Here is a 23,526-nt window from a genome sequence, read left to right on the forward strand (position 1 = left end):
GCGATCGGACCGGTGGGCCGCCCGGTGCGAGTCATCCGTGCCATCTCGATTCGCCAACGATGCCCCGAACCGGCACCCGACTCTGCGACCATGTCCTGCAGGTCGACACGTCCGGCGAGATTCGAGGGAGCGCGATGCGACAGGTTCACGCCGGCGAACGCGTCGACGGCGGCGTCTACGTGGACATCGCCGACGCGACGATCTGGCACTTCACCGCCGGCGAGTCATACGGCCCGCCGATGGTCCTGCTCCACGGGCTGTTCGCGTCGGCGTCGACGTGGGGAACGCAGATCCCCGCCTTCCTCGACGCCGGTCAGCAGGTGTTCGTACCCGAACGGCCCGGTCACGGTCACAGTCCCGACCTCCCCGGCGAGTTCCACCTCGACCGGATCGTGGCACGCACGATCGTCTATCTCGAGACCGTCGTGCGCCGGCCTGCCAATCTGGTGGGATGGGCCGACGGCGGCACCGTCGCCCTGCTCGTCGCCCGGGACCGCCCGGACCTCGTCCATCGGCTGGTGTTCGTCGGCGGATACCTGAACCGTGCCGGCCGGATGGCCGACGAGTTCATCTCCCGGGTGTCTCGCCGCGACCCGGTGACGATGGACTACCTGCGCATCTACTACGACACCACGTCACCGGACGGGCCCGAGCATTTCGAGACGGTCTTCGACAAGGCGGTCCGGATGCTCGCCGCCGAACCGGAGTGCGAGGTCAGCGAATTCACCGGCGTCGAGGTACCGACGCTGGTGGTGGTCGGCGATCGCGGGCTCGTCCGCCTCGAGCACGCGCTCGAGCTGTCGCGGACGCTGCCGGCGGCCCGGCTGGCCGTGATCCCGGGCACCCACATCCTGCCCGTCGAATCGCCCGAGCTGTTCAACCCGCTCGTCCTGTCGTTCCTGGCCGCCGACCCCCCGTCGGTCTGGGAGTTCGGCTGACCCGCTCCGAAAGAACAACAAACCGCGGCGGGTCTGTGGGGTGCTCCCTCTGCTCCCTGAGGTGCGAGGAGCGTTAGCGACTGCCCCTTTGCTCCCTGAGGTGTGAGGAGCGTCAGCGATTGCCCCTTTGATCCCTGAGGTGTGAGGAGCGTTAGCGACGAGCCACGAAGGGCCTGGTGAGACGCGTCTCGGAGCCCTTCGTGGCTCGCTGCGCTCGCACCTCAGGGAGCATAGATGTGGACGCTCACTGTTCTTTCGTGGTCCACGACGGCCGCCAGGCCGCAGTTACTGAGGTGCGAGGAGCGTCAGCGACTGCCCCTTTGCTCCCTGAGGTGTGAGGAGCGTAAGCGACGAGCCACGAAGGGCCTGGTGAGACACGTTGCGAAGCCCTTCGTGGCTCGCTTCGCTCGCACCTCAGGGAGCAGAGATGTGGATGCTGAGGGGTGTTCTCTCGTTGTGCACGACGGCCGCCTAGGCCGGCGAATGCACCCGGTACCACGCCTGGCGCCGCAGGGTGTCCGGGTCGGCCTCGACGTGGTCGGGGTCGTCGAGGACGAGGACCTTGCGGTCGGCGGTGGTGTAGGCGGGCCAGCCGAAACCGGGGTCGCCGGTGCGGGCGAACCCGCCCCAGCGGGTCTGGACGTTCTTGGTGACCCGGCCGGTGGCGGGCCAGTCGGCGAGGGCGAGACCGGCACCCATCGGGGCCCGGTAGGCACCGAACACGCTGAACAGCTCGGTGCCGTGCGTGGCCCCGAAGCCCGTGGCCTCGAGCACCTTCGTCTGGTAGTCGTAGCGGTACACGTAGGTCGGGGCGACGGCGCTGTGCCCGTCGGCGAAGGCGCTCATCGGTGCCCAGAACATCGAGTCGCCGTCCAGCCGGATGCGATCCCGGTCCCCGTCCTCGTAGTGCGAGGCGATCTCGCGCCGGACCTCTTCGTCCTCGACGCGCATCAGGGTGCGTTCGGCGTCGGGCAGGACGTTCCAGTCGGGCAGGACGTTCCAGAGTTTGGCGAACAGCTTGCCCTCGTCGCGGTTGCTGCCGATCACGAGCGGCACCGGCTGCGTGAGCCCACCCGCGGCGGCGGCGAGCGGCGACCGCGGCAGCAGATCGCCGTCGACGACGGGCGCGAACGGGATCGCACCGCCGGCGGTCTTGGTGGCGAATCGCATCAGCCGGTTCGCCGCCGCCAGCAGCAACGCCGGGTTGGGCGAGGTGAGCAGACGCTGGGCGTGGACCGTGTCGACGGGCGGCTCGTCCCGTTCGAAGGAGGTCGCCCGACGCTGCGGGTCGCGCAACAGCCGGACGAACTCGTCCGCGAAGATCTTCGCCGCGTCCTGCTCGACGATCAGTTCCGGGGCGGGACTCTGCGCGATGGCCTGGTGATAGAGACCGGTCGTCGACGGGGCGGACAGCAGCGAGAGCACCGACGACCCGCCGGCGCTCTCGCCGAAGATCGTGACGTTCTCCGCGTCCCCGCCGAACGCCTCGATGTTGTCCTGGACCCACTGCAGGGCCGCGATCTGGTCACGCAGGCCGACGTTGGAGTCGAACGGACGGTCCTCGGTGGCGAACTGACCGAGGTCGAGGAAGCCGAACGGACCGAACCGGTACTGGATGGTGACGACGACGACGTCCTGGGCACGCGCGAGGAAGGCGCCGTCGTAGAGCGGGGTGGCGGCCGTGCCGAGGATGAACACACCGCCGTGGATGAACACCATCACCGGTCGCGGAGTCGACGACGCGACGTCGGGCGAGTAGACGTTCAGCGTGAGGCAGTCCTCGGCCATCGGCGCGAACTTGCCCGGGGCGATGGCCGTGAACCGCTTCTCCTGGATGGCCGCTTTGGCCACCTTGGTGCAGTCGCGGACGCCGGGCCAGTCGTGGGCGGGCTCCGGTGCACGGAACCGGCGATGGGCCACCGGCGGTGCCGCGAACGGGATGCCTCGCCAGCTGATGGTCCCCTTGCGCAGCCGCTTCCCCCGGGCGCCCTCGACCACGCCGTTACGGGTGGTCACCTTACTGTCGAGAAATGCCATACCCACCACCGTAGACGAAAACGACGACTTCGTCTACCCGCCGCCGCGCACACACCGATCGGGCGGTCCCCGCTGGTCGGCCACCACTACGATGCGCTCATGGGTTCCGGCGCGGCACGCATCGACCTCAACGCCGACCTCGGTGAGGGCATCGGTGACGACGCGGCGATGCTGGGGATCGTCACCAGCGCCAACGTGGCGTGCGGCTTTCACGCCGGCACCCCCGCGCAGTTGCTCGCCACCTGCCGGGCCGCGGTCGACGCCGGGGTCCGGATCGGCGCCCAGGTGTCCTACCCCGATCGCAGCGGCTTCGGGCGCCGGTTCATGGAGATGACGACTCCGGACCTCGTCGCCGACCTGGTGTACCAGATCGGCGCGCTCGACGCCCTCGCCCGATCGGTCGGCGGGGCCGTCACCTACGTCAAACCGCATGGCGCGCTGTACAACACCATCGTCCATCACGAGCAGCAGGCCGAGGCCGTGGTCACCGCGGTCCGCGATGTCGACGCCGGATTGGCGGTCATGGGGCTACCGGGATCGGAGGTGCTGTCACGCGCCCGACGGGCGGGACTCGACACCATCTCCGAGGCGTTCGCCGACCGCGCCTACACCCCGGAGGGCACCCTCGTGCCGCGCGGAACCGACGGCGCGGTGTTGTCGGACAGCGCCGAGATCGCGCGACGGGTGGTCGAACTCGTCACGACGGGCCGGATCGGCGCGATCGACGGAACCCTGATCGACGTCGACGCCGGATCGGTCTGCCTCCATGGCGACACCCCGGGCGCGGTCGGACACGCGCAGGCCGTGCGCGACGCACTCACCGCCGCCGGAATCGTCATCGGCGCGCCACCGGCCTGACCGGCCGGGAGGGATGCTGCCTAGCCGCGTCGCTGGCGGGCGAACTCGGCGAGGACCACACCCGCGGCGACCGAGGCGTTGAGGCTCTCGACGTCGCCGGCCATCGGAATGGACAGGATCGAGTCGCAGCTCTCGCGGACGAGGCGGGAGAGCCCCTTGCCCTCCGAACCGACCACGATCACGGTGGGGCCGCTGCCGTCGTAGTCGTCGAGGGTGACGTCACCGTCTGCATCTAGACCGACCAGTTGCGCCCCGGCGTCGGCCCAATCCTTCAATGTGCGAGTCAGATTGGTCGCGCGGGCGACCGGCAGGCGCGCCGCGGCACCGGCGCTGGTCCGCCAGGCGACGGCCGTCACGCTCGCGCTGCGTCGTGCGGGGATGACCACGCCGTGCCCGCCGAAGGCCGCGACCGAGCGGATCACCGCGCCCAGGTTGCGCGGATCGGTGATGTTGTCGAGGGCGACGAGCAGCGGCGGGGTGCCGCTGGCCTTGGCCTCCGCCATCAGGTCGTCCGGGTGGGTGTACTCGAACTCCGGCACCTGCAGCGCGATGCCCTGGTGCATTCCGTTGGTGGACAGGCGATCGAGTTCGGGTTTGCCGACCTCGAGGATGGAGATCGCCGAGTCGCCGGCGATCTTCACCGCCTCGGCGACCCGCTCGTCGGGCTCGGAGTTGGTGGCGATGTACAGCGCGGTGGCCGGCACGCCGGCGCGCAGGCATTCCACAACCGGATTGCGGCCGAGGACATACTCGGGACCTTCGTCCCGGGCCCGCGCCCCGCTGCGACCGGCCGCCGACTTCGACGCCGCCTTGGCTCGCTTGTGAGCCGGATGATACGGCCGGTCAACTGCTTTCGGTGTCGCGCCACGGGCCTCGAGGCCGCGGCGACGCTGACCACCCGAGCCGACGGTCTGCCCCTTCTTGGTGCCGTCCTTGCGAATCGCGCCTCTGCGCTTGGAGTTCCCTGCCATCACGCCTCACCCTTCAATGCCCATTGCGCACCGTCGGGGGTGTCGGTGACCTCGATACCGGCCTGCGCCAGCCGATCCCGCACCGCGTCCGCGGTCGCCCAGTCCTTGGCGACGCGCGCGTCGGCGCGTCGCTGCAATTCCGCCTGCACCAGCACGTCGAGTGCGGAGGTGGCGGCCGACTCGTCGGCGGCACCCGCCCACCGGTCGTCCAGCGGGTCGACGCCCAGAATCCCCATCATCGCGCGGACCGTGGACGCAGCGGCCAGCGCGGCGGCTCCGTCACCGGACTCCAACGCGGTATTGCCCTGCCGAACCACGTTGTGCACGACCGCGAGTGCGGCCGGGACGCCGAGGTCGTCGTCGAGCGCGGCGGCGAACTCGGGGTCGACATCCCCGACGACCACCTCGCCCACGCGCGCGCCGACCCGGGCCACGAACGACTCGACGCGCCGATAGCCGGCGGCGGCCTCGGTGAGCGCGCCAGACGAGTACTCCAGCATCGACCGGTAGTGCGCGCTGCCGAGGTAGTAGCGGAGCTCGACCGCCCGGACCCGTTGCAGCATCGCGGGGATCGACACCACGTTGCCCAGCGACTTGCTCATCTTCTCGCCACCCATGGTGACCCAGCCGTTGTGTAACCAGTAGCGCGCGAACGCATCTCCCGCACCGTGTGCCTGCGCGATCTCGTTCTCGTGGTGCGGGAAGATGAGATCCATCCCGCCGCAGTGGATGTCGAACTCAGCGCCGAGCAGCGAGGTGGCCATCGCCGAGCACTCGAGGTGCCAGCCGGGACGGCCGGGGCCCCAGGGCGTCGGCCAGGACGGCTCGTCGGGCTTGGCCGCCTTCCACAGGGTGAAGTCGCGGGGATCGCGTTTGCCGGTCCCCGCGCTCTCGCCCTGATGCACGTCGTCGAGCCGGTGTCCGGACAGCGACCCGTACTCCGGCAGGCTCAGGACGTCGAAGTACACGTTGCCGTCGGCGACGTAGGCGTGCCCGCGGTCGATCAGTCGCTCCATGTATTCGATCATCTGGGTGACGAACCCCGTGGCCCGCGGCTCGGCCGACGGCGGCAGGACCCCCAGCGCGCGGTAGGCGTCGTCGAACGCACGCTCGTGGGTGGCCGCCCATTCCCACCACGGCCGTCCCGCGTCCGCGGCCTTCCGCAGGATCTTGTCGTCGATGTCGGTCACGTTGCGCACGAACAGCACGTCGAGGCCCTGGTGGGTCAGCCAGCGCCGCAGGATGTCGAAGGCGATACCGCTGCGGACGTGCCCGATGTGCGGAACTCCCTGGACCGTCGCCCCGCACAGGTACACCGACGCCTGGCCTGGGTGCAGCGGCACGAAGTCGCGCACCTCTCGGGAGTCGGTGTCATACAGGCGCAGGGTCACGACCGGCAATCCTACCGGACCCTGACCTGGCCACCGACGGCCCGAGCCGCAGGTGCGCGCACCTCACGCACCCTCACCGGGGACGCCGACCGGGCCGGCCGGCTCCGCGGCGACGGCGGCGGCGGTCGCCCTCATCTCCGCGATGGTCGCGGACAGGACTGCGACTGCCCGCTCGGTGGCGGGATGCCGCACGCGGACGTGGATCCCGTCCGCATCGCGCCAGAACCACCATTGCGCGGTGTCGGTCGGTTTGGCACTGGAGACCTGTTCGGCCCGTACCCCCCGATGCGGACCCGGCAGTCGCGTGTAGTCGACGTAGGACATCATGAAGACGTCCGACCGGCGCTGACGGAGCCGGTTGCCGAAGGCGAGGTAGACCGGGGTCAGCCCGATCTCGGCCAGCGGCAGGGCGGCGGCGAGCCGGACCGTGTTGATCTCCGCCGCCCCGAACAGATCGTCGCCGCCGGTGATCCGCAGGGGCGCGTTGCCCACCGACCAGCCCACACAGCCGGGGCCCGCGCCGGTGCCGGTGGGCACCACGGTGGCGAGCTCGTCGGGCCCGCCGAGCGACTTGACGGCCATTGCCGCGCAGGTGAGCACCGCGGGGTACGTCCGCCCGCCGTGTCGGTGGACCGCCGAACTGAATGCCCGCGCCTTATCGCCCGGCAGGAGGGTCTCGACGATCGTGCGCATCTCCACGGATTCGCCCGCCGGGACACCGAGGTCGACGGGGAACTCCGGGACCTGCCAGTCGGTCGCGGCCAGGAATCGTCCCCACTCGCCCAGTCGGGGGTCGTCGGGGGGCACCGCCGCCTCGTCGCCCGCGACCCGACGCAGCGCGTCCAGCCCGGACTCCGCGGGAGCGAGGGCCGCGCCGGCGAGCAGATCGCAGATCTCGGAGGACAGCAGCGCCATCGAGCGCGCGTCGACGTAGCAGTGGTCGAACCCGCAGACGAGGGTCGTGCTCGACGCTCTGCGGACGGCGGCCAGGAAGTGCGGCACCGGCTCGAACGGGTTGCACGTGGCGGTGATCCGTCCGGCCAGTTCGGCCGCGAACTCCGCGGGCCCGAGCCCGGCGTCGGGTTCGTGCGAGTCCTCCTTGACGTCGACGCCGCCGTGCAGCACTCGCTGGTATCCGGTGTCGGTCGCCACGTAGTGGCTGCGCAGGACGTCGTGCCGCGCGATGACGGTGGACACCACCTCGCCAAGGCGCGCGAGCTCGAGCCGCTCGGGGAAGTCGAGCGTGAGCGCGATCCAGCCGGGTTGCCCCTGCGCGATCGAGTCCAGGTGGAATCGCTCGTTCTCCGACACCGGCGCGCTCGACGACGCCGCGCAGCCGCCGGGTAGCGGAAGCCATCGGATCAGTTCCCCCGGCTCGACCTCCCAGGTCTCCGAACTCGAGAGCTTCACCGCTGCGGCCTCCCGCTCGCATAGTCGTCGAGGATGCCGCCGACACGTGCGAGGTGGTCGGCGACCGATGTGCGTGCCACGTCGTTGTCGGGGAGATGACACCGGACGACGAGGCCCGCGGGGGTCCGCGTGAACCACAGGTTGGCGTTGCGCGTGGGGCCGACGCCACTCGAGGTCTGCATCGTCGTCAGGGCCGGGTCGTCGCCGATCGGTAGTCGCGCCAGATCGGTGTAGGACACCATGTACGGGCTGCCGTCCAGGCCCCGGAAGACGCCTTCGGCGGCCAGCAACGCCAGGACCCCGTGTGCGGGCGCCGAACTCGCGCGGCGCGCGGCGCGCACGCTACGTCCGGCCGCGCGCACCACGTCGTCGAAGGGCGTCGGCTCGGCGGGGAGCTCCACTGCGATCGGGGCGAAGTTGCACAGCCAGCCCTGGGTCCACGCGGTCCCGGCGTCGCGGGTGGCGAGCACCGTGGAGACGAAGAACCGCGACTCCCCGGTGATCTCGCGGTGACGCACCGCCAGGGTGGCGTACAGGAGACCGGCGAATCCCTCGCCGGTCCGGTCCAGTCGGGCGTCGCAGCGCGCGAGCGCATCCGGATCGAGCAACCACTGCTCCACCGCGACCGCCGGGGCCGGGGCGTCGTCGGTGAGGCCCAGGTCGAGCGGGCACCGCGGTGCGCGACCGTCGTTGGCCAGCAACACCTCTCGCCACATCGCCACCCGCTCGTCGTCGGGCGGGAGCGCGGCCGCCGCGGACCGTTCGGCGAGCACGGCTTCGCCGAACGCGCCCGGCGCCGGCGGTGTGGGTGTCCTCCCCGCGCAGTGTGCACGGTAGAGCGCGGTGATCTCGGTCAGTGCGAGCACCGACGAATATCCGTCGCCGTGCGCGTGATCCGTGGCCACGAAGAAGGTGAAACCGCCGTCGTCGACGGTCGCCGCCCACCAGGACCCCGGAACCAGTTCCGCGCGAGCCTTTTCCGACGCCCGACGCCCGACCCAGGTGCCGAGATCGGCCCCGGCCACGATGACGGATTCGGTGTCGGCGACCTCGATCACGTACTCCTCGGGCGGCGCCACCCACCGCTGGGGACCGTCCGGTCCGGGGCGGTAGTGCGCGCGCAGTTCTTCGTGCCGACGCACGAAGTCGGTGAGCGCCGCGGCCATCGCGCCCTCGTCGAGGACGGTGTCGAAACGCATGGCGGCGAGCAGGAATCCGGTGTGCACCTCGCCGCGACGCCGCTTGTCGCCCATCGTCGCCAGGTGGTCGGACTGCAGGAACGAGACCCCGCTCCCCCACTGCTGCGCGGCACGGCCCACTCGATCGGCGTCGCGCAGTTCCCACTCGACGGTCCGACCGCCGATCAGGTGGTCGCGCAGCGGGACCACCACCGAGCCCGGCGCACCGAACCGGGGCGTGGCGAAGACGGTCCGCACGGCGCCGGTCATCAGCTGCCGAGTGCGGCCGTCGACCCTCCGGTGTGCGCTCCGGCCGGCACGGATTCGACCGCACGGTAGGTGTACTCGCAGTCACCGTCGGCGACGATCGTCGTCAGGATCTCGCGGAACGTGGAGAGGAAGACCTCGACGGCGGCGGCGTTCTCGTCGGCGGGGAATCGCGCGGACACGTTGAGCCCGGTCGGAATCCGGTTGATCCAGAAGTAGACCTCGTCGGCGTCGCGCGTCGCGCTGCGCAGCACGCGCGCCTGGCGAGGTGTCCAGTCGGCCGCACCCTCGGCATGACGGAGGTCGATGTAGGACACCACGAAGCCGGGCGGCGTCACGTCGCCGCCGATGAGTTCGGCCACCGGCGCGAACGGGGCCGCACCCACGCTCTTGTACTGCGCGGAGGTCGCCGCCACGGCCGTCAGCGCGTCGGTGAACTTCGCCGGCCGGCCGGGCCGGATCGCGACGGGGATGATGCCGACGAACCAGCCGACGGCTTCGCCCCACTCGATGGCGTTACGGGTGTGCACCGGGCCGATGAATCGCAGATCCGCACTGCCCGACAGCGCGGCCGAGGTCATGGACAGCGCGGTGTAGATCCCCGCCGCCATCGACGATCCGGCACCCTTGCACACCGCGTCGAAGCGCTTGGTGTCCGCGGCGTCGAGCAGCCAGTGCGACAAGGTCGCCTGGAACCCGTTGTCCGGCAAGCGTTCCGACACGATGGTGCGCGGCGAACCGGCCGGCACCTCGAACCGCGGGAAACGTGGGACGGGTTCGGGCTGCACGGCGGTCGGGGTGTCGTCGAAGAAGTCCCGCCACTGACTGACCGCGACGTTGTTCGCGTCGATCTGCTCACCGAGTCGACGCTCGGCGTCGCTGAAGTCGAGGTAGCTGCCGAACTGGTTCAGCGCGTGGGGTTCACCGGTCACCTCGGCGGCGTAGAGCGCGGTGAGCTCGCGGATGGCGAACACCTGGGTGTAGGCGTCCATCACGGTGTGGTCGGCCGCGAACACGAGCAGGAATCCGGTGTCGTCACCGGTCGGCTCCACGGTCACGGCGATGCAGTGCGGCCAGCTCAACGGCGTGACCGTGCGATTGAAGTAGTCGGTGACCAGGCCGGAGACCTCGTCGGCAGCCAGGTCCGACCCGAAGTCGCGCTGGCGGACGGTGATCGAATCGGCCGAGATGGTGATCCGGGTCAGGTCGCCCTGCGGATGCTCCGGTTCGTGGACGCGTACCGAGGTCCGAAAGGCCTCGTGCCGGCGATACCACGCGATGATGGTGCGGGAGAGAGCTTCCCGGTCGAGCGGATGCTCGATCCGGAAGGCGGTGCCGATCCACTGGCTGTACCACTCCGACCCCTCGCGGACCGCCCGGCGGGCGTGTTCGAGGTGCATGTAGGACAGCTGTCGGGAGTCCGTCTGCCACTCGGTGGCGTCGACCTGCGGCTCCCAGGCGGTGACGGTGCCGCCGGGCATCGAATAGTCGGTCAGCTCGGTGTATTCCACAACTTCCTCCGTGTTCGCCACGCGTTCGAGCACCTCGGTGGACGTCCTCAACGACACCACCGCAGACCCAGACACCACAGCCGATCGCACCAACGTGGTTAGGACGCCCTTATCAACGGTCAAGACAGTAACCCGGATCCGCCTTGATTGATAGTTTGGCGAGCAAAATGAATGCGAGGCTATGCGGTGGCAAGAGTCGGCCGACAACCTGACTCGAACGTCCGTAGGTCCGACTAACGTGCTCGTATGGCTCTGACCCTTAGTTTTGAGGTCTCCGGAGCGCTTTTCTGCCGTAGCAATGACCGCTGGGCGCGCGGGAGTCGCCCGTTGGTCCCTGACTCGGTGTGAAAGATCTCATCGTCAGAACCCCTACCGAACCGCGGTTTCCCTCTCGTGTCTCCCGGAGAGGCGTCCGGTAGTGTGCGCGTCCTGCGGTGAAGAGTGCGGAGTCCGTACCGGCAATCACCTGACCCGATCAACCAACGGCAAGGCAAGCATGAATTTTGCATCCCTGGTCCGCCCCGACCGCACGTCGGCACCGGAGGTCGTCGACCGCCTGACCGCAGACGACGACCTGTTCGTCCGGATGGACGTCGTCCTCGGCCTCCCCGTCGTGAACCAGACACTCTGGCGGTTCCCGGGCACGGTCGACGTCGACACCATCACCGCACTCGGCCAGAAGTTGCGTTATGGGCGCCTGAGCAGGCTCGTCACCCGACACCGTGGACCCGGCCGCGCGTACTGGCGGTACACCCCGGAGGCGGGCGCGGTCTCGGTGCAGACCGAACCGGTACCGGCCGGCGACGAGGAGGCCTGGGGCCGGGCACAGGCGGACGCCCCGCTCGACTTCGAGAACGGGCCGGCGTGGCGGCTCGTCGTCGCCCGCGCGGCCGCCGACGACTCGGTGCTGGTCTCGCTGATCATCTCCCATGTCATCGCCGACGGCGGCACCGGAGCGGTCGCGGTCATCGAGGCCATCCACGGCCTCGACTACGTGCCCGGCGCCGAACCCGGCCTCGTCTCCGACGTCCGCGATGCGGCGGACCTGCTGTGGACCGCGGGCACGACCGCGGCGCGGATCTGGCGGGCGAGCCGGTCCACCCCGCCGCCCTCCCCCGTGCGGGTGACCGGCCGGCCCACACCCGACACCGACGTCTCGAGCGCCGAGACCGCGCCGAATGTCACGGTCCTGATCCCGCAGGCGGACTACACCGGGGCGGCGAAGTCCCGCGGGGGCACCGACAACAGTCTCTTCGCCGCCCTGATGGTCGGCATCCTCGAGCGCAGCGGCCGCGTGTCGGAAGGGGACGTCGTCCCGGTCTCGCTGCCGGTCTCCTCCCGCACGCTCGACGACCGGCGGGCCAACGCCAGCTCGGGCGCAACGGCTTTCGTGGAGGTCGTCCCCGGGCGCTACGACGACCTCACCGCGGTGCGCACCGCATGCAAGGACGCCTACGGCAGACTCGCCGCGAACTCGGGCGCCGTCGCGCAACGAGCCGTCGTGTTGCAGGCGCTGAGCCCGTCGATCACGCGGCGCCTGGCGTCCAAGGTGACCACACCGCTGTGCCTGGCGTCGAACGTCGGCCAGGCCCCCGACGAGTTCGCGACGCTCGGCACCGGAACCGCTGGTGCACTGTCGATCCGGGCCATCACCGCGACCGGCGACCCGGTGCGGTTGCGCGACCGCAAAGGCGGCGTCAGCGGCTGGCTCGCGATCAACGACGGCCACGTGATGTTCAGCGTCAGTTCCCTCGACCCGGTCCGCATCCCCGACGCCGCGTCCCTGCGGTCCCTCGTCGAAGACGAGCTCGCCGCCTGGGGGATCTCGGGAAAGCCCTGGGGCGCATGAGGTTCGCATTCGCGGTCCACGGCAGCCGGGGTGACATCCAGCCGGCGATCGCGCTCGGCGCCGAGCTCACCCGGCGCGGACACGGGGTACGTCTGGCCGTACCGGCGGATCTGGTCGACATGACCGCCGCGACGGGTCTGCCGACCGAGGTGCTGGCACCGTCGACCGCCGAGCTCCTCACGAGCCCTCTGGTGAAAGAACGCCTCAAATCGAAGAACCCGCGCGTACGTCTGCGTGCACTCGGCGAGGTCGCCGAACACGGGCGCGCGACCTCCGAGCGCGTGATGCGCGAGCTCGCCGACTCCTCGGATCTGCTCGTGACCGGTCCGCTCGCGCAGGACCGCGGCGAGGCGATCGCACAGAGCCGTGGAATCCCGTTCGTGCCGTTGCACTTCTGTCCGCTGCGGCCCAACGCGAGCCTCGACGTCCGCTACCGCCGCTACCCCCGGCCCGTCTCGCGAGCGATGTGGCTGCTCGCCGACCGCACCTATTGGCTGACGGTGCGCGGGGCGGACCGTCGACTCCGCCACGAACTCGACCTACCGGCCGCGAAAGGCCCACTCGGGAGCCGACTCCGGGCGCGGGGCGTGCCGGAGATCCAGGCCTACGACGCCGCGCTCTTCCCCGGTCTCGACGAGGAGTGGGGCGCGCAGCGTCCGCTGGTCGGATTCCTGTTGCCCGACAAAGCGTCCCGGAGTGCGATGGCGACCGGGAACGACGCGACGGCCGCCGCGCTGGACTGGATCGGCGGGGGCGAACCACCCGTCTATGTCGGTTTCGGCAGCATGAAGATCAGCAGCGAGCAGATCACCGCCATCGTGTCCACTCTGCTCGCCCGCGGCCTGCGCGTCATCGGGCACACCGAACACCCGCTGCCACACCACGACCGGCTGCTGCACATCGATGGGCCCGTCGACCACGAGCTCCTGTTGCCGCAGTGCGGCGGTGCCGTTCACCACGGTGGCGCCGGCACCACGGCGGCCGTGGCGCGCGCCGGGATCCCGTCGGTGGTCGCGTGGTTGAGCGCCGATCAGCCGATGTGGGCGGCCGCCCTGCGCAGAGCCGGCGCCGGAGCGGGCAACCGTCTCGCCCGGTTCGGCCCGGACGATCTGGCCCCCCTCACCGATCCCGCGGTGGCGGCGGGCGCGGCCGGTCTCGCCGCGCGTCTCACCCCGCCGGCCGAGGCCACCGGCCGGGCCTGCGACATCCTGCTGAGCTCGGGGAATTAGTCCGCGGCGTCCAGCAGCGCGGTGGCCACCGCGGCGATCCCCTCGCCGCGGCCGGTCATGCCCAGGCCGTCGGTCGTTGTCGCCGACACCGACACCGGGCCGCCCAGCACGTCGGACAGCACCTGCTGCGCCTCCGCACGGCGCGGTCCGATCTTGGGCCGATTGCCCACCACCTGTACGGCCGCGTTCACCACGCGGAGCCCGTCGGCCTCGATGAGAGTCCGTACGTGCGAGAGCATCTGGACTCCCGAGACACCCTCCCACTCCGGGCGACCGGTGCCGAACACGGAACCCACGTCACCCAGACCCGCCGCCGACAGCACCGCATCGCACAGCGCGTGGGCGCCGACGTCGCCGTCGGAGTGGCCTTCACACCCCGGTTCGTCGGGAAAATACAGACCGACCATCCAGCACTCGGCGGACGCGTCGACGCGATGGGCATCGGTACCGATGCCGACCCTCATCGCCCACCGACCATGTCGCGCACGATACGCAGGTCCCAGGGCGTGGTGATCTTCATGGCAAGCGGGTCTCCAGGGACGAGGTGGACATCGATTCCGCATCTCTCGACGAGGCCGGCGTCGTCGGTCGCGATACCGGCGTCATCGGCGTGCGCGCGGATGAGGGCGTCACGGGCGAAACCCTGAGGGGTCTGCACGGCGCGCAACTTCTCGCGGTCGACGGTCCGCGTCACGCGTTCGAGACCGGCCGGGCCGGGCTCGACCTGTTTGAGGGTGTCGACGACGGGAACGGCGGGGACGACCGCCTGATGCCCGGCGCGGATCGCGGCGACGACGTCGGTGAACACCCGCGCGGGGGTGAGTGGTCGCGCGGCGTCGTGCACGAGCAGGATGCCGGCGCCACCGGCGGCGGCGATGCCGGCGCGCACCGAATCCGATCGGTGAGCGCCACCGGCGACGACGCGCACGCCGGTCAGCAACGCCGATGCCCGCTCGACGAGGTCGGCGGGCACCACGACGACCACGGTCGCCCCCAGCGAGGCGGGGATGTTGTCGACGCATCGCTCGATGATCGTCCGTCCACCCACGTCCACGAAGGCCTTGGGCACCGGCTCACCGAGCCGGGTTCCCGACCCGGCGGCCGGGATGATGACACAGACTTCTGCGCCGGAAAGCTCCGGCGTAGGGGTCACGAAGAGTCCTGATCCAGGTGCGACCGGCGGTCAGGAAGCGGCGGCGAGGACCTCGTCCAGCATGCTGGTGGCCTTCTCGTCGTCGGTGTTCTGGGCGAGTGACAACTCGTCGACCAGAACGCGACGGGCTCGGGTCAGCATCCGCTTCTCACCGGCCGACAACCCACGATCCTGTTCGCGACGCCAGAGGTCGCGGACGATCTCGGCGACCTTGATGATGTCGCCCGAGATCAGCTTCTCCTGGTTCGCCTTGAACCGGCGCGCCCAGTTGGTCGGCTCCTCGGTGTGCGGGGCCCGCAGAACCTGGAAGACCTGATCGAGACCTTCCTGCCCGACGACGTCGCGAACGCCCACGTACTCGAGCTTCGTCGAGGGAATCTGAACGGTCATGTCACCGTCGGCAACCTTGAGAACAAGGTATTCGATCTGCTCACCCTTGATGGTCCGGGTCACGATGTCTTCGACCCGGGCAGCACCGTGATGGGGGTAAACGACGGTGTCGCCAACTTTGAAATTCAATGTTCCTTGCCCCTTTCGAGTGAAGCCAGTCTAGCACGGGCGTTCCGAGGCACCCACCCAACGGTGCAGGTCAACGCGGTGAACAGGTTTCATGACAGGCTCTTGCGAGGTCGCGAGGGGTGCGCGGTGAGGGTGGGCTACCCCACCGGAGCTCCCCGTCGGCCTGGCGCGGGGTACGCCCCACCACGGTGTCGACCGGGCTCCCCGGCACCGCCCGCCGACCCCTGGGACGACGTGGGCTCGACCACCCGGCGACCGCTGCGGGGCCGTGGCGCCGGCGACGGCGACAGACCAATCGGGTACCCGGCCGGACTTTTCCGCACCGCGCCCACTACGCTGCGTAGTGCAGGGTTTCGCGCGCTGCATGTCGGCTTCGTTTGACCTGGGAGGATCGGGTGTCAGTGCTATCACTTTCCGCGCGGCGGTCGGCGGTTCGGCCATCTCGCATGGTGACCGCGGTTGCCGCGATCGGCATCGCCGTCGCCCTCGGCACCACCGGCTGCGGTGCGGGTCAGATCTCGCAGACCGCCAATCAGCTGCCCGCGATCAACGGCGCGAACGTCAACTACGACGAACTCGAGCTCCGCGACGTGCAGATCCTCTACCCCGAGAACGACGCATCGACGGTCTTCGGCGACGGCGGACCGTTCGAGCTGGCGTTCGTCATCGCCAACTCCGATCCGCTGGTCTACTACCGCCTCAAGGGGATCAACCCCGAGGAGGGGCAGGTCACCTTCATCGAGGGCGCTGAGGCCGATGACCGCGTCATCCCGCCCAACGGGGCGCTGCGCGGCGGCACCCCGGTCGGCGCCAACCCCGAGTTCGAGAAGCGCCTCAGCGTCGAGCTCGACAACACCGGTGACACGGTCGCGGCGGGTCTGACGACCGAGCTGACGTTCGTGTTCGAGAAGCGCGAGGCCGACGGCCGCTGGGTCGATGCCGGCCAGACCACCGTCGACGCCCCGGTCGACGGCGGCGCCGAGCTCGAGCGCCAGGACGTGGCACGTAACGCCGAGCCGACGTTCTACAACTAGCATCACGGCGACGAGGGCCACGGCGAAGAGGGCTCCGGGGCCGGCACCGGCGAACACGGCGCCGACGGCGAGGGTCACGGCGAAGGCGGCCACTGACCACCGGTCGAACCACTTCCACGAGCGAGGCCCGGCACACGCCGGGCCTCGCTCGTTCTGTCGGCCCCGCCCCCTAGGCTGACCGGGTGGCCAGAACCAAGACGTCCTTCCGCTGCACCGCGTGTGGCCATCAGGTGCCCAAGTGGGTGGGCCGCTGCCCCGAGTGCGGCGAATGGGGCACCATCGGCGAGGTGGCCGGGCCGGCACCGTCGGCGCGCTCGACCGCGGCGGTCGCACCGTCGAGCCCCGCTCTGCGCATCACCGAGGTCGACGCCGAATCGTCCGCCGCGATCCCCACGGGCATCGGCGAGCTCGACCGGGTGCTGGGCCGCGGCGTCGTCCCGGGCTCGGTCATCCTGCTGGCCGGTGAGCCCGGCGTCGGCAAGTCGACGCTGCTGCTCGAAGCCGTCAAACACTGGGCGGCACAGGACCGCACGGCGCTCTACATCACCGGCGAGGAATCTGCCGGGCAGGTCCGCATGCGGGCCGAGCGCACCGGCGCGGTGCACCCGAACGTCTACCTGGCCGCCGAGACCGACCTCGCGACGATCCTCGGCCACGTCGACTCCGTCGCGCCGTCACTCATGATCGTCGACTCGGTCCAGACCCTCGTCGCCTCCGGGGCCGACGGCGTCACCGGCGGCGTGACCCAGATCCGGGCGGTCACGACCGCACTGGTCTCGCTCGCCAAGAACCGCGGGGTCGCGGTCATCCTCGTCGGCCACGTCACCAAGGAGGGCGCGGTCGCCGGGCCGCGGTCGCTGGAGCACCTCGTCGACGTCGTACTCGCGTTCGAGGGTGACCGGCACTCGACGCTACGCATGGTCCGCGGTGTCAAGAACCGGTTCGGGGCGGCCGACGAGGTGGGGTGTTTCGAACAGCGCGACGACGGCATCCATCAGGTCCCGGATCCCTCCGGAATCTTTCTGCATCAACGTGATTCGGATGTGAGCGGCAGCGCGACCCTGGTGACCATGGACGGCAAACGCGCACTGGTGGGCGAGGTCCAGGCGCTGGCGAACGGCACCGAGATGAACATTCCGCGCCGGGCGGTCTCCGGCCTGGACATGAACCGCGTCTCGATGGTGCTCGCGGTACTGCAGGCACGCGGGGGTCTGAAACAGATCGCGAAGAGCGAGGTGTATCTCTCCACGGTGGGCGGCATGCGCGTGACCGAGCCGGCCGCCGATCTCGCGATCGCGCTCGCCGTGTACTCCACGGTGAAGAACCAGCCGATCCCGCAGTCGACGGTGGTCGTCGGCGAGGTCGGGCTCGGCGGTGAGGTCCGTCGTGTCTCGGCCGTCGCGCGCCGACTCGCAGAGGCGAAGCGACTCGGCTTCCGGGAGGCGATCATCCCCGCGGCCACCGACGAGGAACTGCCGACGGGCATCCGGATCCTGCGTGTGGCGAACCTCGGCGACGCCGTCGGTCTCCGCGACGCCGATCCGGTGGACGCGCCCTTCTGACCCGTCCCCCTGGCCGCTGCGCCTAGGGGTACATCCGGCGTTTGTACTCCTCCGCCCGGGCGCTCTTCTCGACATGGGCGGCGAAGTGCTTCCGCACATCGATCGTCACGAAGATCGCGTGTGCGCTGGCCACCGGCTCGTCCGGATTACCGATGTGGGCGACCGCCTCGGTGAAGATCTTGCGGCGCTGTCGGCCCAGCAAGGTGCCGGTGAACTGCAGCGTCGAGCCCACCGGGATGGGCCGGATGTAATCAACCTCGAGATGCACCGTCACCCCGGAGGGCCCGATCAGGAGCGGGATCGTGCCCATCACCTCGTCGAACGCGGTGCTCAGGATGCCGCCGTGGATGACGCCGGGGCCGCCCTCCATCCGGGTCTCGACCTCCATCGACGCGTCGACGGTGAACCCCTCACCCGCATGCACCACCAGATGCAGGCCCTGCGGGGAGTCCGGTCCACAGCCATAGCAGGTCGGGTTGTGCATGCGGACGGGTTCGCCCGGCTTGGCCGCCTTCGGGTGGCGTTCCACCTCGTCCAGGTCGTCGGGCACCACGAAACTGCTGCTCTTCACACCCCGGTACCCTAGTCACCATCAGAACGGCCGATGTCGCTGGCATCCGGCCTTGCGCGGGTGGGCGCCGTCCCCGCGGGGACGGACGGGTCACTGGAGGGAAGTCATGGTTGCCGAGGTGGTCAGATCCGAGCTGACGCGCGACACGGTGGCGCGCGTCGCGCCCGGCACGCCGCTTCGTGACGGCCTCGAACGCATCCTGCGAGGCGGCACCGGCGCCCTCATCGTGCTGGGGCACGACTCCGACGTCGAGAAGATCTGCGACGGCGGTTTCCACCTCGACGTGGAGTTCGCGCCGACGCGACTGCGCGAGCTCGCCAAGATGGACGGCGCAGTCGTGCTCTCCACCGACGGCAAGCGCATCGTGCGGGCCAACGTCCAGCTGGTCCCCGATCCCTCCATCCCGACCGAGGAGTCGGGCACCCGTCACCGCGCGGCGGAGCGGACCGCCATCCAGACCGGGCATCCGGTGATCTCGGTGAGCGCGTCGATGTCGATCGTGAGCGTCTACGTCGACGGCGCCCGCCGGGTCGTCGAGAGCCCGGACCCGATCCTGTCCCGCGCCAACGTCGCGCTGGCCACCCTCGAGCGGTACAAGGCCCGGCTCGACGAGGTGATCTCGGCGCTGTCGCGCGCGGAGATCGAGGACTACGTGCTGCTGCGCGACGCGATGTCGACCGCCCAGCGCATGGAGATGGTCCGTCGTGTGTCGGCCGAGATCGAGGAGTACGTCCTCGAACTCGGTGTGAACGGCCGGCAGGTCAGCCTGCAGCTCGAGGAGCTGATCAGCGACAACGACACCATGCGCGAACTGCTCGTCCGCGACTACTACGCCAGCCCCGAGCCGGCGACCGCCGAGGATGTCCGCCAGGCGCTCGAGGTCGTCGAGAACCTCAGCGACGCAGACCTTCTCGACCTCACCCTGCTCGCCGGGGCCTTCGGGTACCCGACGACGATCGAGGCCCAGGACACGGCGATGAGTCCCCGCGGTTACCGTCTGCTCGCCCGGATCTCGCGGCTGCAGTTCGCCCACGTGGACCGGCTCGTGCGCAGCTTTGGGACCCTACAGGCGCTGCTCGCGAGCTCGTCGGCCGATCTGCAGGCGGTCGAGGGTATCGGCAGCATCTGGGCCCGCCACATCCGTGAGGGACTGTCCCGCCTGGCCGAGACCAGCATCGAGCGCTACGACTGATCGCGCGTATTCGGGCGACTGGTACCTCGATCACGGCAACGGCCGCGAGGCCGCTAGTTGGACAGCAGTGCTCGTTCGATCATCTGCGCGTCATCGTTCGCGTCCGCCGACCACGCATACCAGTTGTGTCCGCCGTTCCGATAGTTGAACGAGATCGGCAGTCCGAGACGTGTCGATACGGCCTGGAGGGCCACCGTCGAGAACATAGCGCCAGACTCCAGCGCAACTCCCAGAGCTAGCGCGGTTGCCGCCTGCTGCACGAGCTTCGGACCCGATCCGGGATCAGCAGCCAATCGTTCCTGAAGGACCTGGTTGGCTTCGCGGAGTTCATTGCTGGTCGGAATTCCGTTCCCGGAGGAAACAATCACGGTCTGGCGAGTTCGCGCGACTTCGCCGATACGGGACAGGACGTCGTTCTGTGCCCAGCGGTTACCCGGCGCCTCAGGGTCTCCCCACATCGCGGTGCGTCCGTTCTCGATGTCGGCACGCTCACGCTGGATGGCAGGTATTCCCAACCACCCGAGCGGGTTGTCAGTCGGATAGTAGCCGGAGTAGGAACGGGCCACTTTGAACACCGTTGGATGGTCCAGCGCAAGGACGATCGCCGGACCCGCGGACATCGATACCCCGACGATGCCGTTGCCCGATCTCGGCACATCGAAGTTCCGCTGCAGATACTTCGGCAGTTCGACCCCGATGAACGAGCTCCATTGCGGCGGAATCGACTGACCGGTGGGCGCTTTCTCCCAGTCTGTCATCCACTCACCTGCACCACCGGCCGGAAAGACGAGAGTGTTGACGGAATCGTAGGCAGCGACGGTTTCAGGCTCCGCTGTCCACGTACTGAACTCCGGATTCGACCCCAATCCGTCCAGGAAGTAGATTCCGCGCCCTGCCTGGCGCTCTCGTGTGTCTGCGGCTCGGATCTGGACCGTGGCCTCTCGCCCGAGCGCAGTCGAGTCGAAGGTACATGTCTGTAGGTTCTGAGCGCGCTCGGCCGGCGTTCTCCAGACGCAACCCGCGTCAGCCCTGAGCATCTCCGGGTCGGATGCCACTGCGGGCCCGCTGCCCCACACCAGCGTTGATGATGCGCACGTCACCGCAACGCCCGCGGCAACCACACAGCGACGCATGAACGCCTTGAATCCGACTCGGATGAGAGACCTCCCCGCCAGACGAGACCGAGGTAGGAGATCTCATCATTGATACTCAACGAGTCGGTACTTTACCTAGCGAACGAATAGTTCGCGGTACCCGCCTGGCCGAGACCAGCATCGAGCGCTACGACTAGTCGCCTGGCCCGGCGAACGTGACCGTCGCTCAGGGCTGTTGGGCCGGGGCGACCATGTTGAACGTGATCGGGAACGATTCGCGTTCGCCGATCTTGCCGATGGCGGAGTAGGAGCCGGCGGGCACCTGGGTCCGCGGGCGCTCGCAACCGGGGCTGCTGGTGGTGCCCGACCAGGTGATCGTGTCCTTGACCTGCTGCGCAGGCTTGAGCACCACGTTGTTGACGGTGTTCAGCGGCGAGCAGTCGCGCGCCGACCACAGCGTCCGGGTGCCGTCCAGGGTGCGGACGATGACGTTCTGCACGGCCTTGCCGACGTCGCGGGTGCACTCGGACAGTCCCGCGTTGGTGGTCACGATGGTGAACACCGGGTTCTGTCCGATCGTGTAGGTGGGCTTGTCGGTGTAGAGGACCACCGAGATCGCCTGATCCGGGCACAGGGCCGGCCCGCCGGCCGCTCCGGGAACGCCTGCTGGACTTGCCGATTCGACCGGGGTCGCGGACCCCGCGGGCGGCCCCGCCGGAGCACCCGCCCCGCCGCCGGCGCCGCCCCCCGCATCCGGTTCACCGGAGGCGCCACCCGCCTGCGGTTCCGACGCGGGCGGCGCGGATGTCGTCGACGACGCCGATGAGCTCGACGACACGCTCGCGGTGGCTGCGGTGTTCTGCGGATCCCCGCTTCCCGACGTCATCCACACGATCAGTGCTACGACCAGACCGACCACGACCAGCGCACCACCCGCGGCGACGACGCGGCGTCGCCAGTAGATCTCGGGTGGCAGCGGGCCCTGGGGTTCGATCACGACCACAACGCTAACGGCCGGGTCTTGACTTCTGGTTCATCACGTGCGGCGTGTCGCAGCGGGAAAGCGGTCCCGAGCAGGCAAAGTCTAGAGTTCGCCTTCAGGTCCACCGCATGCGGAGACGAATACGACGTCAGGCAGACTCGGCCACCGCGGTGGGCGCCGGGCGTTCACCGATGTCCCCGTACACGCCCTGGACGTTCACCTGACCCTCGCTGAGCTGGTAGGTCAGGCCGACGATCGCCAGGCGGCCGGTACTGATCCGGTCGGCGATGATCCGGCTGCGCTGCATGAGCAGCTGCCCGGTCTCCACCACATGGCGGGCCTCGAACTCGTCGACTCGTGTCAGGCCCTCGCTACGGCCGGCGAGGATGCTGGGGGTGACCCGTTCCACGACGTCGCGGATGTAACCGCCGGGGATCTGGTTGTCGTCGAGCGCGTCGAGGGTGGCCTTCACCGCCCCGCAGCTGTCGTGTCCGAGGATCACGATGAGCGGCACCTGCAACACCTCGACGGCGTACTCGAGCGAACCGAGGACCGCCGAGTCGATGACCTGACCGGCCGTGCGGACGACGAACATGTCGCCGAGACCCTGGTCGAAGATGATCTCGGCCGCCAGCCGCGAGTCGGCGCAACCGAAGAGCGCGACGTGCGGGTGCTGGCCCCCGGCGAGTCGCGCCCGGTCCTCGATACCCTGGCTGGGATGCTGAGATTCACCTGTCACAAATCGGTTGTTGCCGTCGCGCAGGATGCGCCAGGCCTGCCGTGGTGTCGTTGCGGTCATGCCCAATAGTGTGCCATCGGGCCATCTGCTCGGTTGGTTCGATATGCATGAACGGGATCTTCCGTGGCGTGACCCGTCGTGTAGCGGCTGGCAGATCCTCATCAGCGAGATCATGTTGCAGCAGACGCCGGTGTCCCGGGTGGTCGAACCCTGGCGGGAGTGGGTCCGGCGATGGCCGGTCCCCTCGGCGATGGCGGTCGAACCGGCCGGGGAGGTCCTGCGGGCGTGGGGCAAGCTCGGCTACCCCCGACGCGCGCTCCGCCTTCACGAGTGCGCCAAGGTGCTGGCCGCCGACCACGGCGATCGGGTTCCCGAGGATGTCGAGACCATGCTGGGACTGCCCGGTATCGGGGACTACACCGCACGGGCGGTCGCCTGCTTCGCCTATGGACAGGCCGTGCCGGTGGTCGACACCAACGTCCGGCGGGTCATCGTCCGCGCGGTTCACGGGCGCGAACAACCGGCGAATCCGTCGCGGCGGGATCTCGCCGACGCGCAGGCGCTGCTCCCCCGGTCCGACGACGGCACCTACGCCGCGTCGGCGCCACGCTTCTCGGCGGCGCTGATGGAACTCGGCGCGCTCGTCTGCACGGCCCGAAACCCCAAGTGCGACAAGTGCCCTCTCGTCGACAATTGCACCTGGGTCGGTCTCGGCCGGCCGGCGCACTCCGGACCGCCGCGCCGGGTGCAGAAGTTCGCCGGCACCGACCGCCAGGTGCGCGGTCTGCTCCTCGATGTCCTGCGCAACACCGACGACGCCGTCGACCGAGCCGCACTCGACGTCGTGTGGACCTCCGACACCGCCCAGCGCGACCGGGCCCTGGATTCGCTGCTCGTCGACGGGCTCGTGGAGATCACCGCGAGCGGACGCTACTGCCTCGCCGGCGAGGCATAGCTCCGCCGGGACTCCGCCGAACGGCACCGAGACGGCTGTACCGGAACTCCGCTCGAGCCGGCGATGACAGACCTCATAATCCGTGC

The 23,526-nt window shown here is 69.7% G+C and carries 20 protein-coding genes and 1 pseudogene; 8 read left to right on the plus strand and 13 right to left on the minus strand.

All coding sequences use genetic code 11. From position 1 onward, the window contains the following. The first annotated feature begins 134 nt into the window (after positions 1–134). Positions 135–938, plus strand: a complete 804-nt coding sequence (locus JW364_RS10545; protein ID WP_068972228.1) for an alpha/beta fold hydrolase — start codon at positions 135–137, stop codon at positions 936–938. A gap of 471 nt (positions 939–1,409) precedes the next feature. Here the strand turns inward: JW364_RS10545 and JW364_RS10550 are convergent, their stop codons facing one another. Continuing rightward, complete coding sequence (locus JW364_RS10550) at positions 1,410–2,975, minus strand: carboxylesterase/lipase family protein (RefSeq protein WP_205334079.1); 1,566 nt, start codon at positions 2,973–2,975, stop codon at positions 1,410–1,412. A gap of 99 nt (positions 2,976–3,074) precedes the next feature. On the opposite strand from JW364_RS10550, the gene JW364_RS10555 reads away from it, so the two are divergent. Further along, positions 3,075–3,833, plus strand: a complete 759-nt coding sequence (locus JW364_RS10555; protein ID WP_055475217.1) for a LamB/YcsF family protein — start codon at positions 3,075–3,077, stop codon at positions 3,831–3,833. A gap of 20 nt (positions 3,834–3,853) precedes the next feature. Here JW364_RS10555 and rlmB read toward each other — a convergent pair whose 3' ends face one another. From rlmB to JW364_RS10580, 5 genes are all read right to left on the minus strand, one after another. Beyond that, positions 3,854–4,804, minus strand: coding sequence for a 23S rRNA (guanosine(2251)-2'-O)-methyltransferase RlmB (rlmB, locus tag JW364_RS10560; RefSeq protein WP_055475218.1), 951 nt, complete (start codon positions 4,802–4,804; stop codon positions 3,854–3,856). Beyond that, the gene (gene cysS / locus JW364_RS10565) at positions 4,804–6,195 is read right to left on the minus strand and encodes a cysteine--tRNA ligase (RefSeq protein ID WP_205334078.1); all 1,392 of its coding nucleotides are present in this window, start codon (positions 6,193–6,195) and stop codon (positions 4,804–4,806) included. Before cysS ends, rlmB begins: the two co-directional genes overlap by 1 nt. Positions 6,196–6,258: 63 nt before the next feature. Continuing rightward, complete coding sequence (locus tag JW364_RS10570) at positions 6,259–7,605, minus strand: condensation protein (RefSeq protein WP_068972202.1); 1,347 nt, start codon at positions 7,603–7,605, stop codon at positions 6,259–6,261. Then, a complete protein-coding gene (locus JW364_RS10575; protein WP_068972203.1) occupies positions 7,602–9,053 on the minus strand; it encodes an acyltransferase in 1,452 nt (483 codons plus the stop codon). Before JW364_RS10575 ends, JW364_RS10570 begins: the two co-directional genes overlap by 4 nt. Continuing rightward, the gene (locus JW364_RS10580; protein ID WP_068972229.1) at positions 9,053–10,561 is read right to left on the minus strand and encodes a condensation domain-containing protein; all 1,509 of its coding nucleotides are present in this window, start codon (positions 10,559–10,561) and stop codon (positions 9,053–9,055) included. Before JW364_RS10580 ends, JW364_RS10575 begins: the two co-directional genes overlap by 1 nt. Before the next feature lie 496 nt (positions 10,562–11,057). On the opposite strand from JW364_RS10580, the gene JW364_RS10585 reads away from it, so the two are divergent. Continuing rightward, positions 11,058–12,410 carry a hypothetical protein gene (locus JW364_RS10585; protein WP_068972204.1) on the plus strand — a complete coding sequence of 451 codons (1,353 nt, stop codon included), beginning with the start codon at positions 11,058–11,060 and terminating at the stop codon, positions 12,408–12,410. Further along, the gene (locus JW364_RS10590) at positions 12,407–13,639 is read left to right on the plus strand and encodes a nucleotide disphospho-sugar-binding domain-containing protein (protein WP_068972205.1); all 1,233 of its coding nucleotides are present in this window, start codon (positions 12,407–12,409) and stop codon (positions 13,637–13,639) included. Before JW364_RS10585 ends, JW364_RS10590 begins: the two co-directional genes overlap by 4 nt. Here the strand turns inward: JW364_RS10590 and ispF are convergent. From ispF to JW364_RS10605, 3 genes are read right to left on the minus strand one after another with little or no spacing between them, the layout of a single operon-like run. Beyond that, positions 13,636–14,103 carry a 2-C-methyl-D-erythritol 2,4-cyclodiphosphate synthase gene (ispF, locus tag JW364_RS10595; RefSeq protein WP_068972206.1) on the minus strand — a complete coding sequence of 156 codons (468 nt, stop codon included), beginning with the start codon at positions 14,101–14,103 and terminating at the stop codon, positions 13,636–13,638. The genes JW364_RS10590 and ispF overlap by 4 nt on opposite strands. After that, positions 14,100–14,792, minus strand: coding sequence for a 2-C-methyl-D-erythritol 4-phosphate cytidylyltransferase (ispD, locus tag JW364_RS10600; protein WP_068972207.1), 693 nt, complete (start codon positions 14,790–14,792; stop codon positions 14,100–14,102). The genes ispF and ispD overlap by 4 nt, the downstream gene beginning before the upstream one ends. 30 nt (positions 14,793–14,822) lie before the next feature. Next, positions 14,823–15,311, minus strand: coding sequence for a CarD family transcriptional regulator (locus JW364_RS10605; RefSeq protein WP_004020903.1), 489 nt, complete (start codon positions 15,309–15,311; stop codon positions 14,823–14,825). A gap of 446 nt (positions 15,312–15,757) precedes the next feature. Between JW364_RS10605 and JW364_RS10610 the strand changes: the two are divergent. Both JW364_RS10610 and radA read left to right on the plus strand, forming a co-directional pair. After that, positions 15,758–16,441, plus strand: a pseudogene (locus tag JW364_RS10610) (hypothetical protein). Between the two features lie 86 nt (positions 16,442–16,527). After that, positions 16,528–17,907: a DNA repair protein RadA gene (gene radA, locus JW364_RS10615; protein WP_055475228.1), complete on the plus strand. Its 1,380-nt coding sequence runs from the start codon at positions 16,528–16,530 to the stop codon at positions 17,905–17,907. Between the two features lie 22 nt (positions 17,908–17,929). Here radA and JW364_RS10620 read toward each other — a convergent pair whose 3' ends face one another. Further along, a complete protein-coding gene (locus tag JW364_RS10620; protein ID WP_055475229.1) occupies positions 17,930–18,478 on the minus strand; it encodes a PaaI family thioesterase in 549 nt (182 codons plus the stop codon). A gap of 106 nt (positions 18,479–18,584) precedes the next feature. Between JW364_RS10620 and disA the strand changes: the two genes are divergently transcribed. After that, positions 18,585–19,670, plus strand: a complete 1,086-nt coding sequence (gene disA, locus JW364_RS10625) for a DNA integrity scanning diadenylate cyclase DisA (RefSeq protein WP_055475230.1) — start codon at positions 18,585–18,587, stop codon at positions 19,668–19,670. A 53-nt stretch (positions 19,671–19,723) separates the two neighbouring features. On the opposite strand, the gene JW364_RS10630 is transcribed toward disA, so the two are convergent. From JW364_RS10630 to JW364_RS10640, 3 genes are all read right to left on the minus strand, one after another. After that, positions 19,724–20,803: an alpha/beta hydrolase-fold protein gene (locus tag JW364_RS10630; RefSeq protein ID WP_307814768.1), complete on the minus strand. Its 1,080-nt coding sequence runs from the start codon at positions 20,801–20,803 to the stop codon at positions 19,724–19,726. A gap of 187 nt (positions 20,804–20,990) precedes the next feature. Next, positions 20,991–21,761: a hypothetical protein gene (locus JW364_RS10635; RefSeq protein WP_058252679.1), complete on the minus strand. Its 771-nt coding sequence runs from the start codon at positions 21,759–21,761 to the stop codon at positions 20,991–20,993. Positions 21,762–21,894: 133 nt separating this feature from the next. Beyond that, positions 21,895–22,545 carry a carbonic anhydrase gene (locus JW364_RS10640; protein ID WP_055475232.1) on the minus strand — a complete coding sequence of 217 codons (651 nt, stop codon included), beginning with the start codon at positions 22,543–22,545 and terminating at the stop codon, positions 21,895–21,897. Here JW364_RS10640 and JW364_RS10645 point away from each other — a divergent pair. Continuing rightward, on the plus strand, positions 22,544–23,440 hold the full coding sequence (locus JW364_RS10645; protein WP_068972209.1) for an A/G-specific adenine glycosylase: 897 nt from the start codon (positions 22,544–22,546) through the stop codon (positions 23,438–23,440). The two genes, JW364_RS10640 and JW364_RS10645, sit on opposite strands and share 2 nt — an antisense overlap. The last annotated feature ends 86 nt before the right edge of the window (positions 23,441–23,526 follow it).

Origin of the sequence: Gordonia sp. BP-119 (genome assembly GCF_016924115.1) — a bacterium.
Taxonomy (GTDB): Bacteria; Actinomycetota; Actinomycetes; order Mycobacteriales; family Mycobacteriaceae; genus Gordonia; species Gordonia hongkongensis.

Coding starts and splice junctions, on each gene's coding strand:
- JW364_RS10555 (WP_055475217.1), top strand. CDS start 3,075: ATGGGTTCCGGCGCGGCACGCATCGACCTCAACGCCGACCTCGGTGAG.
- JW364_RS10585 (WP_068972204.1), top strand. CDS start 11,058: ATGAATTTTGCATCCCTGGTCCGCCCCGACCGCACGTCGGCACCGGAG.
- JW364_RS10590 (WP_068972205.1), top strand. CDS start 12,407: ATGAGGTTCGCATTCGCGGTCCACGGCAGCCGGGGTGACATCCAGCCG.
- JW364_RS10640 (WP_055475232.1), bottom strand. CDS start 22,545: ATGACCGCAACGACACCACGGCAGGCCTGGCGCATCCTGCGCGACGGC.
- JW364_RS10645 (WP_068972209.1), top strand. CDS start 22,544: ATGCCCAATAGTGTGCCATCGGGCCATCTGCTCGGTTGGTTCGATATG.
- JW364_RS10550 (WP_205334079.1), bottom strand. CDS start 2,975: ATGGCATTTCTCGACAGTAAGGTGACCACCCGTAACGGCGTGGTCGAG.
- JW364_RS10630 (WP_307814768.1), bottom strand. CDS start 20,803: ATGCGTCGCTGTGTGGTTGCCGCGGGCGTTGCGGTGACGTGCGCATCA.
- JW364_RS10545 (WP_068972228.1), top strand. CDS start 135: ATGCGACAGGTTCACGCCGGCGAACGCGTCGACGGCGGCGTCTACGTG.
- disA (WP_055475230.1), top strand. CDS start 18,585: ATGGTTGCCGAGGTGGTCAGATCCGAGCTGACGCGCGACACGGTGGCG.
- rlmB (WP_055475218.1), bottom strand. CDS start 4,804: ATGGCAGGGAACTCCAAGCGCAGAGGCGCGATTCGCAAGGACGGCACC.
- JW364_RS10575 (WP_068972203.1), bottom strand. CDS start 9,053: ATGACCGGCGCCGTGCGGACCGTCTTCGCCACGCCCCGGTTCGGTGCG.
- ispF (WP_068972206.1), bottom strand. CDS start 14,103: ATGAGGGTCGGCATCGGTACCGATGCCCATCGCGTCGACGCGTCCGCC.